The sequence below is a fragment of the Microbulbifer harenosus genome (assembly GCF_005771435.1).
GTDB classification, from domain to species: Bacteria; Pseudomonadota; Gammaproteobacteria; order Pseudomonadales; family Cellvibrionaceae; genus Microbulbifer; species Microbulbifer harenosus.
Window position 1 is genome coordinate 19,735 of sequence record NZ_VANI01000020.1, and the last position, 13,463, is coordinate 33,197.

The 13,463-nt window shown below is 59.4% G+C and carries 10 protein-coding genes; 6 read left to right on the forward strand and 4 right to left on the reverse strand.

Going from position 1 to position 13,463, the window contains the following annotated elements; genetic code table 11:
* Positions 1–50: 50 nt before the first annotated feature.
* A complete protein-coding gene (locus tag FDY93_RS17100; protein ID WP_138236966.1) occupies positions 51–197 on the forward strand; it encodes a lmo0937 family membrane protein in 147 nt (48 codons plus the stop codon).
* 9 nt (positions 198–206) lie between these two features.
* On the opposite strand, the gene FDY93_RS17105 is transcribed toward FDY93_RS17100, so the two are convergent.
* From FDY93_RS17105 to FDY93_RS17115, 3 genes are all read right to left on the reverse strand, one after another.
* Positions 207–1,853, reverse strand: coding sequence for an MFS transporter (locus FDY93_RS17105; RefSeq protein WP_138236999.1), 1,647 nt, complete (start codon positions 1,851–1,853; stop codon positions 207–209).
* A gap of 109 nt (positions 1,854–1,962) precedes the next feature.
* Positions 1,963–3,705, reverse strand: coding sequence for a cation:proton antiporter domain-containing protein (locus tag FDY93_RS17110; protein WP_246068629.1), 1,743 nt, complete (start codon positions 3,703–3,705; stop codon positions 1,963–1,965).
* 55 nt (positions 3,706–3,760) lie between these two features.
* The gene (locus tag FDY93_RS17115; RefSeq protein ID WP_138236967.1) at positions 3,761–4,369 is read right to left on the reverse strand and encodes a MarC family protein; all 609 of its coding nucleotides are present in this window, start codon (positions 4,367–4,369) and stop codon (positions 3,761–3,763) included.
* A 61-nt stretch (positions 4,370–4,430) separates the two neighbouring features.
* Between FDY93_RS17115 and aceK the strand changes: the two genes are divergently transcribed.
* The 3 genes from aceK to FDY93_RS17130 all read left to right on the forward strand — a co-directional run bounded on the left by aceK (position 4,431) and on the right by FDY93_RS17130 (position 7,962).
* Positions 4,431–6,194: a bifunctional isocitrate dehydrogenase kinase/phosphatase gene (gene aceK, locus FDY93_RS17120; protein WP_138236968.1), complete on the forward strand. Its 1,764-nt coding sequence runs from the start codon at positions 4,431–4,433 to the stop codon at positions 6,192–6,194.
* Positions 6,195–6,324: 130 nt separating this feature from the next.
* Positions 6,325–7,377, forward strand: a complete 1,053-nt coding sequence (locus tag FDY93_RS17125) for an AraC family transcriptional regulator (protein WP_138236969.1) — start codon at positions 6,325–6,327, stop codon at positions 7,375–7,377.
* 75 nt (positions 7,378–7,452) lie between these two features.
* Positions 7,453–7,962, forward strand: coding sequence for a hypothetical protein (locus FDY93_RS17130; protein ID WP_138236970.1), 510 nt, complete (start codon positions 7,453–7,455; stop codon positions 7,960–7,962).
* 72 nt (positions 7,963–8,034) lie between these two features.
* Here the strand turns inward: FDY93_RS17130 and ppk1 are convergent, their stop codons facing one another.
* Positions 8,035–10,083 (reverse strand): polyphosphate kinase 1, encoded by a 2,049-nt coding sequence (gene ppk1, locus FDY93_RS17135; RefSeq protein WP_138236971.1) that lies wholly within the window; start codon positions 10,081–10,083, stop codon positions 8,035–8,037.
* 174 nt (positions 10,084–10,257) lie between these two features.
* Here ppk1 and FDY93_RS17140 point away from each other — a divergent pair, with 174 nt between their 5' ends.
* Together FDY93_RS17140 and FDY93_RS17145 are read left to right on the forward strand one after the other, a co-directional pair.
* Complete coding sequence (locus FDY93_RS17140; protein ID WP_246068630.1) at positions 10,258–11,748, forward strand: Ppx/GppA phosphatase family protein; 1,491 nt, start codon at positions 10,258–10,260, stop codon at positions 11,746–11,748.
* Entirely contained in the window at positions 11,745–13,229 is a 1,485-nt protein-coding gene (locus tag FDY93_RS17145) for a protein adenylyltransferase SelO (RefSeq protein WP_246068631.1), read from the forward strand. Before FDY93_RS17140 ends, FDY93_RS17145 begins: the two co-directional genes overlap by 4 nt.
* Positions 13,230–13,463 lie beyond the last annotated feature (234 nt).

Sequence of the window (13,463 nt, forward strand, 5' to 3'; positions counted from 1 at the left end):
AGTGGCTCACTTCCCGAGCCTCCACGGGCAACCCGAATGAGGTGGCTGATATGCTCGAGACAATTATCGTTATTCTGGTTGTGCTCTGGTTACTGGGGCTGGTGAGCTCCTATACCATGGGTGGCTTCCTGCACATACTGCTTATTATTGCTGTAATCCTGCTAATTCTGCGACTGGTGCGGGGACGAAGACCGTAATCTCCGCCTTCAGGCGGAGGCCTCTTCCGCGCCGGTGCCGCTTTCCAAGCGCGCGCCGGTGCGGCGTTTGCGCATTGCCAGTAGCTGCCCGATGTCTTCCAGGCGCAACCCGCGGGTATCGATGCCATTGCGCCACAGGCCGGCGGCCGCCGCCAACAGCGGCAGGGCAATCACCAGCGCGGCCAGCGCCATATTTTCAAACAATCCAAGCACACCCACCCCAGCGCCGAGGATGCCACCGGCCTTGGAGCTCGCCGCAACCAACCCCGCACCAGTGCCCCGCAAATGCACAGGGTAGATCTCCGCCGCGTAGGGAATCAACATGGCGATGACGCCGCTGGCGCTGACCAGCAGCAGTGCAGTCACCGCCGCGATGGTCCATAGGGCGTGGAAACCGAACCACAGACACAGACTGAATGCGAGCAGCGCGATGGCGGTGAAGGCAATAAAGGTCGCCAGGGTGTAAATACTGCTCCAGCGGTGGTAGAGCCAGATCACCAGCAATACGCCGGGCAGTGCGATGGTGGCGGAGCGCGCCAGCAGCGCATCGGCGTTCTCCGCAATGCCCAGTTCCCGCAGGTTGGTGGGCAGCCACAACAGGAAGCCAAAGTTGACCAGCCCCCAGGCGAGTCCCGCGGCAACAAGCCCCAGAGTGATCGCCCCGTAGGAACCACTTAGCAACTGCCTTATCCCGCCTGGCGCCTGCGCCGGCACGGTCTCTTCAACGACGTCAGCAGAAACCGCGGAGCCCCGTTGCCCGCCCTGTCCGGCAAATCTCGCCAATACCGCGCGCGCCTCACCCGCCATACCGCGCCCGGCCAGGTAGCGGGGAGACTCGGGAATATAGCGGTTGAGAAAAATGACCAGCAGGCCGGTGGGCAGGCCAAGCATCCACAGGATACGCCAGCTAAACATGGGTTCCAGCAGGGCCGCAGCCCCGGAGGCGAGCAGGTAGCCGCCTGCGGTACCCACACCGCCCAGCGCCACCAGCAGCCAGCCGCGGTGAGCGGCGGGAATAGTTTCCGCCATCAGGGCAAAGGTAATCGGCAACAGGCCGCCGGCAGACAAGCCCATCAGGAAGCACATGATGAGGTTCCACTCGAACGACGGCATGGCGCCACAGATGGCGGTACCGATGAACATCAGCGCTCCCAGCAACACTGCCGCGCGGCGGCCAAAACGGTCCGCCACCAGGCCCCACATCACCGAACCCAAGGTGGTTCCTGTCAGCGCTACCAGCGCGAGGGTGCCGGCACTTTTGGAGGTGATCTCGTACTCTTCCGTCATCCCCGGCATGACGAAACCCAGGGTTGCAGGTTTCATTACATCCACCGCCACCGTCACCACCAGTACCAACACCAGCTTCCAGTGTTCGCAGTTGAGCGGGAGGCGATCGGCCACATGAAACTGTACGTCGCCAGGGCTCACCAAATCGGACATACGCGGCATCAGACCATATGTGGCCAGCACAAGCCCGAGCGGAATCAACCCCATCCCCACCAGCATGGTGGTGTCCATGGGCATACCCGCCATGTGATAGTGCATGTGCGCGGCGTGCATGAACATGGGGATATGTGCCAATACACCGGCGGTAATGCCGGCGCATCCCAACCAGAAGGCGAAGGGATGATGGAAGGAAATACCTCGGGTACTCATCACGGGTTACTGCTCTCTATTATTATTCGTCTGTGAAAACAGACGGTTACCGCATGCTAACCGGCCTCTGCCGGCGAACCAAGCGTCTCCTGAGCGCAGCCGCGCCGAATCAGTGGTGGTCTTGCGTGGCGTCGCGAGCCGCGAGCAGTTCGATAGCGCTGTTGCTGATTCCACGCGCCAGCTCCTGCTCGCGCACGAATACCTGCGCGGCACCGTCGCGGGTTAGCAGGCGCGCATCTTCGTCGCCACTGGCCCGCGCGAGTATCTGGATATCCGGTTTCAGCAGGCGGGCGGTCTCCATCATCCGCCGGGTGCGCAGGGTATCGGGGATGGTGACAATCAGCAGGCGTGCACGCGCCACATGGGCCTGGATCAGCACCTCTGGCTCCGCCGCGTCGCCAGATACCGCCGCCAGGCCGCGCTCCCGCAGTTGCTCCACCAGCTCGCGGCTTTGCTCCGCCACCACCGAGGAAATTCCCGCGCTGGTGAGCGCCGTTACCACCCGCGATCCCACATCACCATAGCCCACGACCACGGCGTGTCCGGTCAGCTTGCGCAAGTCCGTGGACATGGGCAGCTCCGCCAGCGGGTCCGCCGAGCGCTCCATAAACCGCGCCAGTGACGAGCGCCCACGAATCCAGCGCTGCAGTGGCTCTAGCGCATTGAACAGCAGCGGGTTCAGCGCAATAGAAATCAGTGCGCCAGCGAGAATCAGGTTCTGCCCCTCGGCAGAAAGCAGCCCCAGGGAAATACCGAGGGCGGCGAGAATAAATGAGAACTCGCCGATCTGAGCCAGGCTCGCAGATACCGTAAGCGCGGTGTTAAGCGGATAGCGGAACAACAGCACCAGCGCAAACGCCGCCAGGGTTTTGCCAAACACGATGATCGCCACCACCGCCAGCACCTTCGACGGCGACTCGATCGGCATTTGCGGGTCAAACAGCATCCCCACTGAGACAAAGAACAACACTGCAAAGGCATCCCGCAGCGGCAGCGATTCCTCCGCAGCGCGGTGACTGAGTGCGGATTCCCGCAGCACCATGCCGGCAAAGAAGGCACCGAGGGCAAAAGACACGCCGAAAATGATGGACGAGAAGTAGGCAATCCCCATGGCGGTGGCAACCACCGACAAGGTAAACAGTTCTCGTGAGCCGGCGCGCGCCACTTGCCACAGCAGCCAGGGAAACAGCCGCCGGCCACCCGCCAGCATCAGCGCCACGAAGACCGCGACCTTGCCGAGCGTAATGGCGACGGCGAGCGCGAGACCGCCAGCGTCGGCATCGGCCCCGGCATCGACCGGCGTACCGCCCAGCCAGCCCGCTAGCGCCGGCAGTATCACCAGCACGAGCACCATCACCAGATCTTCCACCACCAGCCAGCCGACGGCGATGCGCCCGTTGGCGCTGTCCAGCAGGCCGCGCGCCTCCAGCCCCCGCAGCAGCACCACGGTACTGGCAACCGACAGCGCCAGCCCGAACACAAGGCTGGCGCCGATGTCCCAGCCCCACCAGCGCGCGACGCTGAACCCGAGCAGAGTGGCCACGGCAATCTGTGCCAGTGCGCCAACAATGGCAATGCGCCGCACCGCCATCAGGTCCGACAGGGAAAAATGCAGGCCGACACCGAACATCAGCAGGATCACGCCGATCTCCGCCAGTTGCTGCGACAGCGCCATATCGGCCACAAACCCCGGCGTGGCTGGGCCGATGATCACCCCGGCAATCATATAGCCGAGCAGCGCCGGCAATCGCACCCGTGCGGCCACAAAGCCGAGTACCAGCGCCAGCCCCAGCGCCACGGAAATCGTAGTAATCAGAGAAATATCGTGATGCACCCTTCCCCCAATGATCATTGATTGCCCGGCCACCGGAGCGCGAGCGCGCAACTACCGGTGCGGAAGCTCCGGATTACATCAGGAAAAACTGCTGTATGCCCAGCAGAACATTGGTGGTGGCCACAGAGGCGAGTATCAGCCCCATCACCCGACTGACGATACTAGCGCCGGCGTCACCAATCCAGCGATAGATCCAGTTGGCGGTAAGCAGAAGCGCGAGCACGATCGCCAATACTGCAAACATCGCGCTGGCGGTATTGATCTGGTGTATGGAGTCGAAACGGTGGTTATCCGTCAGCACCACCGCCGCCATCATCGCACCCGGAGAGGCAATGGACGGAATCGCCAGCGGAAAAATCGCGGTTTCATGTCCGCTGCGCACAATTTCAATCTCCTGTTCCGGCTTGCCCTCGCCAAAAATCATGGTCAGCGCAAACAGGAACAGCACAATGCCCCCCGCTACCTGAAACGCCGACAACGGCACACCGATGGCCTCCAACAGGTACTGGCCGGCAAACAGGAAAAACAGCAGGATGCCCGCCGCCACGATCACCGCGGTAAATGCAATCCGGCGCCGCTGCCATTCGCTGTGGCGGCTGGTGACGGCGATAAACACCGGCAGCGTGCCCACCGGGTCAATGACCGCGAAGAAAAAGACAAAGCTGCTGATCCAATCGTTCAAGTGACCCCCAGTGTGCCCGTGCTACCATCGGCTAGAGAGCATATCCAATTGAGTCTAGTGCATGACAAATCACTCCCCGACGGCCCGGCGTATCGCCAAAACCATTCTCAATGGCTTTGAGGCCTACTTCGCGGATTTCCAGAACATTACCCTGGGCGCCAAGGCGCGTTTTGAAACCGCAGCCTGGCCTGGGGTGCACGAGGCCAACAAGGAACGCATCGATCTGTACAAAGTGAAAGTGAATCAGGTGCTGAAACTGGTGCACTCCGTCACCAGTAAAGACACCACCCAGCTGGAATTGTGGGGGCAGGCCAAAGAAACCTACGCGCAATTGATCGCCAATAACAACAACTACGAAATCGCCGAGACGTTTTTCAACTCGGTGTTCTGCAGCCAGTTCCAGCACGCGCACATCCACGACAACCATATCTTCGTGAAATCCTCCCGCGCCCCGGACGAAAAGCCCCTGCGGGACTACAGCATCTATATCAGTTACAGCGGCCGTGATGGGATGCGGGCGATGATTGAGGATATTCTTGCCGACTACGGATTTTCGATTCCGTGGGAAGACCTGCAGCGCGATCTCGACCATATCTGCGACGCCCTGCGCACAGGCCCGCTGGCGGGAAAACTGGAAACAGAGGACGACGAGCAGCGGCTACGGGTAGACATGCTGGAATCCGTGTTCTACCGCAACAAAGCGGCCTACCTGGTGGGGCGCCTGATGTTTGCCGGTGAAGTGATCCCGCTGATCATGCCCTGCCTGAACAACGGCCGCGGCCAGGTGTTTGTTGACACCCTTATTTATGACAACGACTCGGCCAGTATCATCTTCAGTTTCACCCGTTCCTATTTCATGGTGGACGCGCCGATCCCTTCGCGCTTTGTGCGCTTCCTCTCCACCATCATGCCACTCAAGGAAAAGTCCGAGCTGTACAACTCCATCGGCTTCCACAAGCACGGCAAGACCGAGTTCTACCGCCATATCCTCGCGCACATGAAAGTGAGCAATGACAAGTTTGTGATTGCTCCCGGCATCAAGGGGATGGTCATGAGCGTGTTCACGCTTCCGTCCTATCCGGTGGTGTTCAAGGTGATCAAGGATCGCTTCGACGCACCGAAAACCGTCACCGAGGAAATCGTCAAGGAAAAATACAAATTCGTATCCCGCGCCGACCGGGTCGGACGTATGGCAGACACCCAGGAATACACCAACTTTATTTTTTATCGCAACCGTTTCAGCGACGAACTACTTGCGGAGCTGCAGAAGCTGGCGCCGAGCAAACTGCACCTGGACGACAAATGGGTGATCATCAAGCATTTATATGTAGAGCGGCGCATGGAACCACTCAACCTGTATCTCGACAAAGCGGACGACCAGCAGACGATCGAAGCAATGGAGGAATACGGCAACGCCATCAAACAGCTGGCGGCGGCCAATATTTTCCCCGGTGATATGCTGCTAAAAAACTTCGGCGTGACCCGCCACGGACGTGTGGTGTTTTACGATTACGACGAACTCTGCCCGCTTACCGAATGCAATTTCCGCAAGCTTCCCGAGCCGCAAAACGAGGAACAGGAGCTGGCGGACCGCCCCTGGTACACCGTGGCCGAAGCGGATGTATTCCCGGAGGAATTCCGCCTGTTTTTTTCCGGCAACCCCATTGCGCGCAAGGCGTTTGAAGACCAGCACAGCGACCTCTACGACTACCGTTACTGGCAGCGACTACAAGAGCGCATCCGCGCCGGTCGCGTGGAGAGCACCTTCCCCTACCGCCGCAAGGTGCGCTTCCGCCGTCTGCCAATCAAACGCACGTCACACTAAATACACCTACCGGCTTGTAGGCACGCCGGGGAATCAGTACAAATAGCGACACGGGTGGTTATCGCGCGCCATCAGCGCGCGTGATAACGCACTATTTTTCCCGGCAATAATAAAAATTCTGGGAGCCGTTATGGATTACGACACACGCCTTATTCCATTGCACCGCCATCCGCTCGGATTCATCGAGGTCTTCCGCGAACTCGGCGCCAGCGAGAGCACCCTGCTCCAGGGCACCGGAATCACATCCGCCCTGTTCGATCTGCAGGAGGCCCGCATCAGCTACAACCAATGGCGGGTACTGCTGCAAAATGGCGTGCGACAATGCGCTCACCCCCAGCTCGGATTGATCGTCGGCCTCAGATTTCACTGGAGTTTCTGGGGCCCGATGGGCTTCATGATCGAATGCAGTCCGAGTCTCAAGGATATTGCCGAATCCTTCCGCCGCTACATGGTCACGGTACAGCCTTTTTACGCACTGCACGCCGCACGCTCCAACAGTTATCTCGACCGCGGCAACCGCGTGGTGGAACCCATCAACTATTCCACATCGCAGGACGCCGATCCGGTATTGCGGGATTTCCTGCGCCAGTTCCGCCTCGCCACCACATTGCGCATCTGGGACGAGTGCGGCAACAAGTCGGTAGAAGACCCGGAAATCCACGTGCGCCTGGACCAGCCGCGCCCGGCCGCTTGCGAGTTTTACGACAGGCTTCCCTGCCAGTCCCTTGAGTTCGGCGGCAACACTTCCACCATTTCCGGCAGTATCGACCTGGTGTTCACGCCGTTCCGCCCCATGCGCCGGCGCACCTATGAACGCCTGCAGCGGGAGTGCGAGCAGGAGCTGGACCGCTTTGCCGAGCATTTCAGTTTCACCGAGCGGGTACGCTGGCACATGCGATCACACTTCAACCCGCGGCTGGAGCTACAGCAGGTCGCCGAGCAGTTGCAGGTTTCGCCGCGCGGCCTCTCACGCCGGCTGGCGGCCGATGGCGTCACCTTTCGCGGTCTGCTGCACGAGATCCGCATGGAAATCGCACTGCACCATCTGCGCAATTCCTGCCTGGCGGTGGAAGAAATTGCACGCTACACCGGCTTTTCCTGCGCCTCAAGCCTGCGCCGGGCGGTAAAAAACTGGAGCGGAAAGACCACCAGCGATCTAAGAGGCGACAGCATTGCGCTGTAAGCCCCGCTGCCCGCAGGCGGTTGCGCAACAGTGGCTATAGTTAGAAAAGCGGTTTGGTTCCGATGGAGGTTGCACGTGCGGTATTTCGCCTGGGGCGGGTTGTGTGTGACGCTGGTGCTATGGAGTCTGGCTCTGAGTGGTTGCGGTTATCTGCCCAGCGAGATGGAGGGCAAACCCAAAGATAACGATTCCAAACCCCCTGAAACTGCGGCAGGGGTAGCGCTGCATGCCGTTGGTTGCGACGTGCGCGCCAAAAATTTCAAGCTGCTGAAGTTTGACGATCTCTACACTTTCACCAACGACCCCAAGCACCCTTTCCAACCCGCCGCCAACCTGCCCGGCAAATACGATGTGCGCGCGTTTGTGTGGGGTTATGACAATTGCAAGGCGCGTGGAACCTGTCAGCACGGCGATCATTACTGGTTGATCAAACGCGGAGCGGAGGGCGATTTTACCACCTGGGTGGTCACCCCCCAGTTCCCTCGCATCACCATTGAATCCCGCTGCAAAGAGCGGCTGAAGGTTGGCGAGCGCTACCGCTTTTCGTTTGAGAACGGGAAGCTGGTGGGTTTCAGCAGGAACTAGCACGCAAAATAGTCCGAGACACTAGCGTTCCATAAAGGTATTGCTTGTAGCTCGCCGCCGGTTCTTCTCCGATCAAACCTCCCGCTTTTTTAAATACCGATAAATTGCATCCTGTGAGCGCACGTTGCGTTTGCTGTTGCGATTGGCAATCAGGCTGTTGCTCTGGTCCGCGTCCATCAACCGCGCTTTCTGGTTGTCCTGCCACTGCAATTCGAGAATATCCAACACGGTCTTGCGGTGCTCCGCCGACAGCAGCGGGAAGGTCACCTCCACCCGGTGGTCCAGGTTTCTCGTCATCAGATCGGCGGAGGACAGGTACACCCGTGGTTCCCCTGCGTTGTGGAACGCATATACCCGGGCATGCTCGAGAAACTTGTCCACCAGGCTGATCACTTCGATGTTGTCGGAAACGCCCGGGGTCTGGCACATCAGTGCGCACATACTGCGCACAATAATCCGCACGCGCACACCGGCGGCTCCCGCGCGATACAGACGCTCAATCACCTCCGAGTCCACCAGATTGTTGCACTTGATGAAGATGTCCGCCGGCTTGCCGGCCACCGCTGCGGAAATCTCGCGATCTATGGCCGCGAGCAGGTTTGGTCTGCTGGAGTGGGGTGAGACCCAGATATGGTGGTAATCCGGCTGCCGGTGAGACTGCTTAATGAAGTCGAATACCCGGTAGGCGTCCTCGCCCAGTTTGCTGTCGCCGGTGAGCAGGCTGAAATCACAGTAAAAACGCGCGGTACTCTCGTTGAAATTTCCGGTACCGAAGTGGCTGTAATAGCGGTCGCGGCCATCTTCTTCACGCACGATGGAAATGAGTTTGCAGTGCACCTTGAGACCGGGCACCCCATAGATCACTTCCACACCGGCATCGCTCAGCTCACTGGACCAGTGCAGGTTGGCCTGCTCGTCAAAGCGCGCCTGGAGTTCCACTACCGCGGTCACCTGCTTCTGGTTGCGCACGGCGTTGACCAGTGCGGCGACCACGCGGGAGTTTTTCGCCACCCGGTACAGGTTAATGCGGATTTCCCGCACCTTGGGGTCAATGGCTGCGGAGGCAAGCAATTTGGTGATTACGCGGAAGTCGTGATACGGGTAATAGCAGAGGCGATCGCGCTCGCGCAGCCAGGCGAAGATATTGGCACTGTCCGGCAGGGTGGGCAGCGGTGTGATACGGCGGTAGGTGTGCTGGCGGCTGTCTGCCGGGAAGCTCATGAAGTCTTTCGAATTATGGTAGCGACCGCCGGGAGTAAAGCTGTCGTAGCTGCCCATCTTGAGCTTTTTCTTGATCAGCTGCAGCAGCGCCTCGGACATAGTGGAGTCGTATACCAACCGCACCGGTTCCGCCTGCTTGCGTTTCTTCAGTGACTTCGCCACCCGGTCTACGATGTTCTGCGTCACGTGTTCGCCGAGTTCCAGTTCCGCGTCGCGGCTGATTTTGAAGGTGTAGGCGGACGCCTTGCTAATGGGCATTACATAGCGGAACACATCCACCAGACAGGCGCGGATCACGTTGTCGAGAACGATGTAGACTTTTTCGTGCTTTCTTTCCCGGTGCGGAATCGCGATAAACCGCGGCAGGATGTCCGTGGGAATCTCCAGCGCCGCAAAGCGCAGGCTGCCGTCTTCCAGCTCCAGATAAATACCAAAGTAAATACTCGCTTCGTTGAGAAGCGGCATGGTTTCACGATCATCAATGAAGAAGGGTTCAAGTTCCGGCAACACTTCGCGGTGGAAGAATTCCTCCACGTATACGCGTTGGTTGTCGGTAAGCTGGCGCTCGTTGATCAGATGGATATTGTGCCGCCCCAAATCTTTCAGCACCTTGCTGTAGGCATTGCCGAAGCGGGCCTGCAGGCGCAACACCTTTTCGTTGATGCTCCCGAGCAGCTCGCCAAAGCGCTCTTTCTGGCGACCGCCTTTGGCAAACGTGGCCAGGCGCCGTACATCGGCGACCCGAACGCGGTAGAATTCGTCGAGATTGTTGGAAAAGATGCCAAGAAAGCGCACCCGCTCGATGATGGGCACCCTCTCGTCCTCGACCTCCTGCAATACCCGGGCATTGAACGAGAGCCAGCTCAGCTCTTTGGGATACAGGGGGATGTCTTTTGCCATACTTTCCGGTGCTTCTTCTGCAAGTCGTTCGCCAGCCCCGGACTCAGCCGGGGATTCGACGCCAATTGGGAATGCGGCTTCTATCGTTTTCAAGTTTATATGGACACGCTAGTGACAAAGTGATGGCTGCGCAGTTTGCTACATTTTTGTTTCAGGTATTTGACAAGAAAAAACATGACAATGGATAACAACGCGGATGCGGGCAATGAGCGCTATGCAGCGCTGGATCTGGGCTCCAACAGCTTTCACCTGCTGTTGGCAGAATTCCGCGACCAGCGCATGGTGCGCCTGCACACGGACCGCGCCATGGTGCGCCTCGCCGAGGGGCTCGACAGCGAGCGCAACCTGGCGCCGGACGTCGCGGAACGCGCGCTGGAAGCACTGAGAAGGTTCGCGCCGGTAATTCGGGGGCTACCCGCCGACAATGTGCGCATCGTGGGCACCAACACCCTGCGCATCGCCAGCACCCAGGCGGATGGCTTCCTCGAGGCCGCGGAGGCCATTCTGGGCGCCCCCATTGAGATCATTTCCGGTATCGAGGAGGCGCGGCTGATCTATTCCGGCGTTATGGCCGCGGCCGAAGGTCCGCCGCGGCTGCGCTGTGTGGTGGATATCGGCGGCGGCTCCACGGAGTTTGTGCGCGGCGTGGAAAGTCCTCGACAACTGCAGAGCGTAAATGTCGGGTGCGTGGCATTCAACCGTCGCTTTTTTGACAGCGGCAAAATCGACCTGGGGAAACGCAACAGTTTCACGCGCGCCCGCCGCGCCGCCCAGGCGGAGTTGCAGGAGCTGCGACACATGGCCGACGAGGCCCTGGTCATCGGCGCCTCCGGGACCATCAAATCTGTCGCGCGGGTACTGAACGACGGCGAGCTGTTGCCGATTCACCGCCGCGATCTGGACAAGCTGGCGGACCGGGTGGCCAACTGCAAAACAGTGGCTGCCATCGATCTGCCTCACCTCGAACCACAGCGCCGCCCGGTATTCGCCGCCGGCCTTGCGATTCTGCACGGTATCTTTCGCGAACTGGACATTGAAGTCATGCACGTTTCGCCATTTGCCATCCGCGAGGGTATCGTCCACGATCTCGCGGGCCGCGCGCACGGCGGAGACCGTCGCGCGGACACCATTTCCAACCTGATGGAGAAGGGAGAAATCGACCGCAATCAGGCGAAGCGGGTGGCCAACACTGCGCTGCAGTTCTTCGGCCAGCTGAATCCGCACTCGGTGACAAGCCAGCGCCGCATGTTGCGCTGGGCGGCAGATCTGCACGAGATCGGTCTCGCGCTTTCCCACAGTAATTTCCGCAAGCTGGGCGCCTTTATGATCGAGCATGCGGACATGGCGGGGTTCAGTCGCAGCGAGCAGGAAAACCTGGCGTACCTGGTGCGCAACCAGCGCGGTGATATCAAGGCGGTGCAGGAGCACTACGGCTTTCATCCAAACAACGACCTGTTGTTGTGTCTGCGCCTCGCCTGCATCGTGCACCGGGATCATATGGACCGCCCCATCGACGGGCTCGCGCTGTCGGCCGATGGCCCGGGCTATCGGCTGGAAATCCCCTCCGACTGGCTGTACGACAATCCGGCAATCGAAGATCTTCTGGAACTCGAAGTAGAATGCTGGGCGGAAAAAAACATCAAACTGACTCTGGGTAGCTCGTGAGCAATTCCAATTTCCTGTCACTCGATCAATTGAAGCTGCAACACCACTACGCCGATCTCGGCCCGGTCTTCGGCACGCCACTTCCCCCTACCCCGCTGCAGAACCCGTACGTCATCCACGTCAATCCAACGGTGATGGAACTGATCGGAATCGACCCGCGCGAGGCCGCCAACCCGGACTGGGCGCTGCTTGGCAGCGGTGCAAAACTGTTCCCGGGCAGCGTGCCATTTTCAATGAAATACACCGGTCACCAGTTTGGCAGTTACAACCCCGAGCTTGGCGACGGGCGCGCGCTGTTACTGGGCGAAGTTGAGCGCAACGGCAAGCGCTGGGACCTGCATCTCAAGGGTGCCGGCCAGACGCCCTACTCCCGGTTTGGCGACGGCCGTGCGGTGTTGCGTTCAACCATCCGCGAGTATCTTGCCGGCGAAGCGCTGACGGCACTCGGCATCCGCAGCACCCGCGCGCTGTGTATGGTCGGTAGTCAGGAACCGGTGGCCCGGGAGAAACTGGAAACCGGTGCCGCGCTGATCCGCGTGGCGCGTTCCCATGTCCGCTTCGGCCATTTCGAGTATCTGTTCTACACCCGCCAGCTGGAGGCGCAGCACCGGCTGGTGGAGTTTGTGTGTGCGCAGTTTCTGCCAGAATTTGTGGATAAACCTGTGCAGGAGCAGGCGGAGGCGCTGTTGCGGTTTACCGTGAAGCGCAGTGCGGAGCTGGTTGCGGGCTGGCAGTCGGTGGGCTTTGCCCATGGGGTTTTGAATACGGACAATATGTCGATCATCGGGGATTCATTTGATTTCGGTCCCTACGGTTTCCTCGACGATTATGAGCCGGGTTTTATCTGCAACCATTCGGACCACACGGGCCGCTATGCGTTTGATGCGCAGCCGGGGGTGGTGCTGTGGAACCTGAATGCGCTGGCCCATGCGTTTTCTTCTCTATTGGATGTGGAGACATTGAAGGATTGTCTCGGCCAGTATCAACCTTTGCTGATTGAGTTTTATTCGGGGTTGATGCGACGGAAGCTTGGGCTGGCGATTGAGGATGAGGGCGATCAGCAGTTGTGTGCGGATCTGATGCAGTTGCTGGAATCGGGGCGGGTGGATTACTCGCTGTTTTTCCGGGCGCTCAGCCGTTACTGCGGGGAGCGGCCGGCTACTGCTTTAGAGGAGCTTGTTTCACCTTCGCAGCACGAGGCTTTGACGAGCTGGCTTTCCCGCTATGACCAACGGCTGCAGAAGGAGAGCCGCTCCCCGGAGCAGCGCAGCCGGGATATGTTGCGGACGAATCCGAAGTTTGTATTGCGGAATTATCTGGCGCAGCGGGTGATTGAAGCCGCTGAGGCCGGGGATTTTCAGCCTTTGCGGACGTTTTTTGATTTGTTGCAGACGCCGTTTGATGAGCATCCCGGGTTTGAATCTTGGGCGGCTGCTCCCACTGAGTTGGGTAAACATTTGCCCATCAGTTGTTCGTCCTGATTTTGGGGTCCGTTTTATTTTCGTTTGGTGGCGGTAGAGCACTGGGGATGCGTTTTTGAAACCGCCATGCATACATCCCTGTAGGCTGCGTCGGAAACGTCCCTGTTTCCGACGCTTTCAAAAACGCATCCCCAGCACTCCACCTTCGATTTGAAGTTCAAGTCTTCGTTAGTCAACAGCGAAAGTTCTTTTCGGGTTGTGTAGAAATCTGGACTATCCGCCGAGGCGCCGATA

Coding starts and splice junctions, on each gene's coding strand:
- aceK (WP_138236968.1), top strand. CDS start 4,431: ATGACAAATCACTCCCCGACGGCCCGGCGTATCGCCAAAACCATTCTC.
- FDY93_RS17100 (WP_138236966.1), top strand. CDS start 51: ATGCTCGAGACAATTATCGTTATTCTGGTTGTGCTCTGGTTACTGGGG.
- FDY93_RS17125 (WP_138236969.1), top strand. CDS start 6,325: ATGGATTACGACACACGCCTTATTCCATTGCACCGCCATCCGCTCGGA.
- ppk1 (WP_138236971.1), bottom strand. CDS start 10,083: ATGGCAAAAGACATCCCCCTGTATCCCAAAGAGCTGAGCTGGCTCTCG.
- FDY93_RS17105 (WP_138236999.1), bottom strand. CDS start 1,853: ATGAGTACCCGAGGTATTTCCTTCCATCATCCCTTCGCCTTCTGGTTG.
- FDY93_RS17110 (WP_246068629.1), bottom strand. CDS start 3,705: ATGATCATTGGGGGAAGGGTGCATCACGATATTTCTCTGATTACTACG.
- FDY93_RS17140 (WP_246068630.1), top strand. CDS start 10,258: ATGACAATGGATAACAACGCGGATGCGGGCAATGAGCGCTATGCAGCG.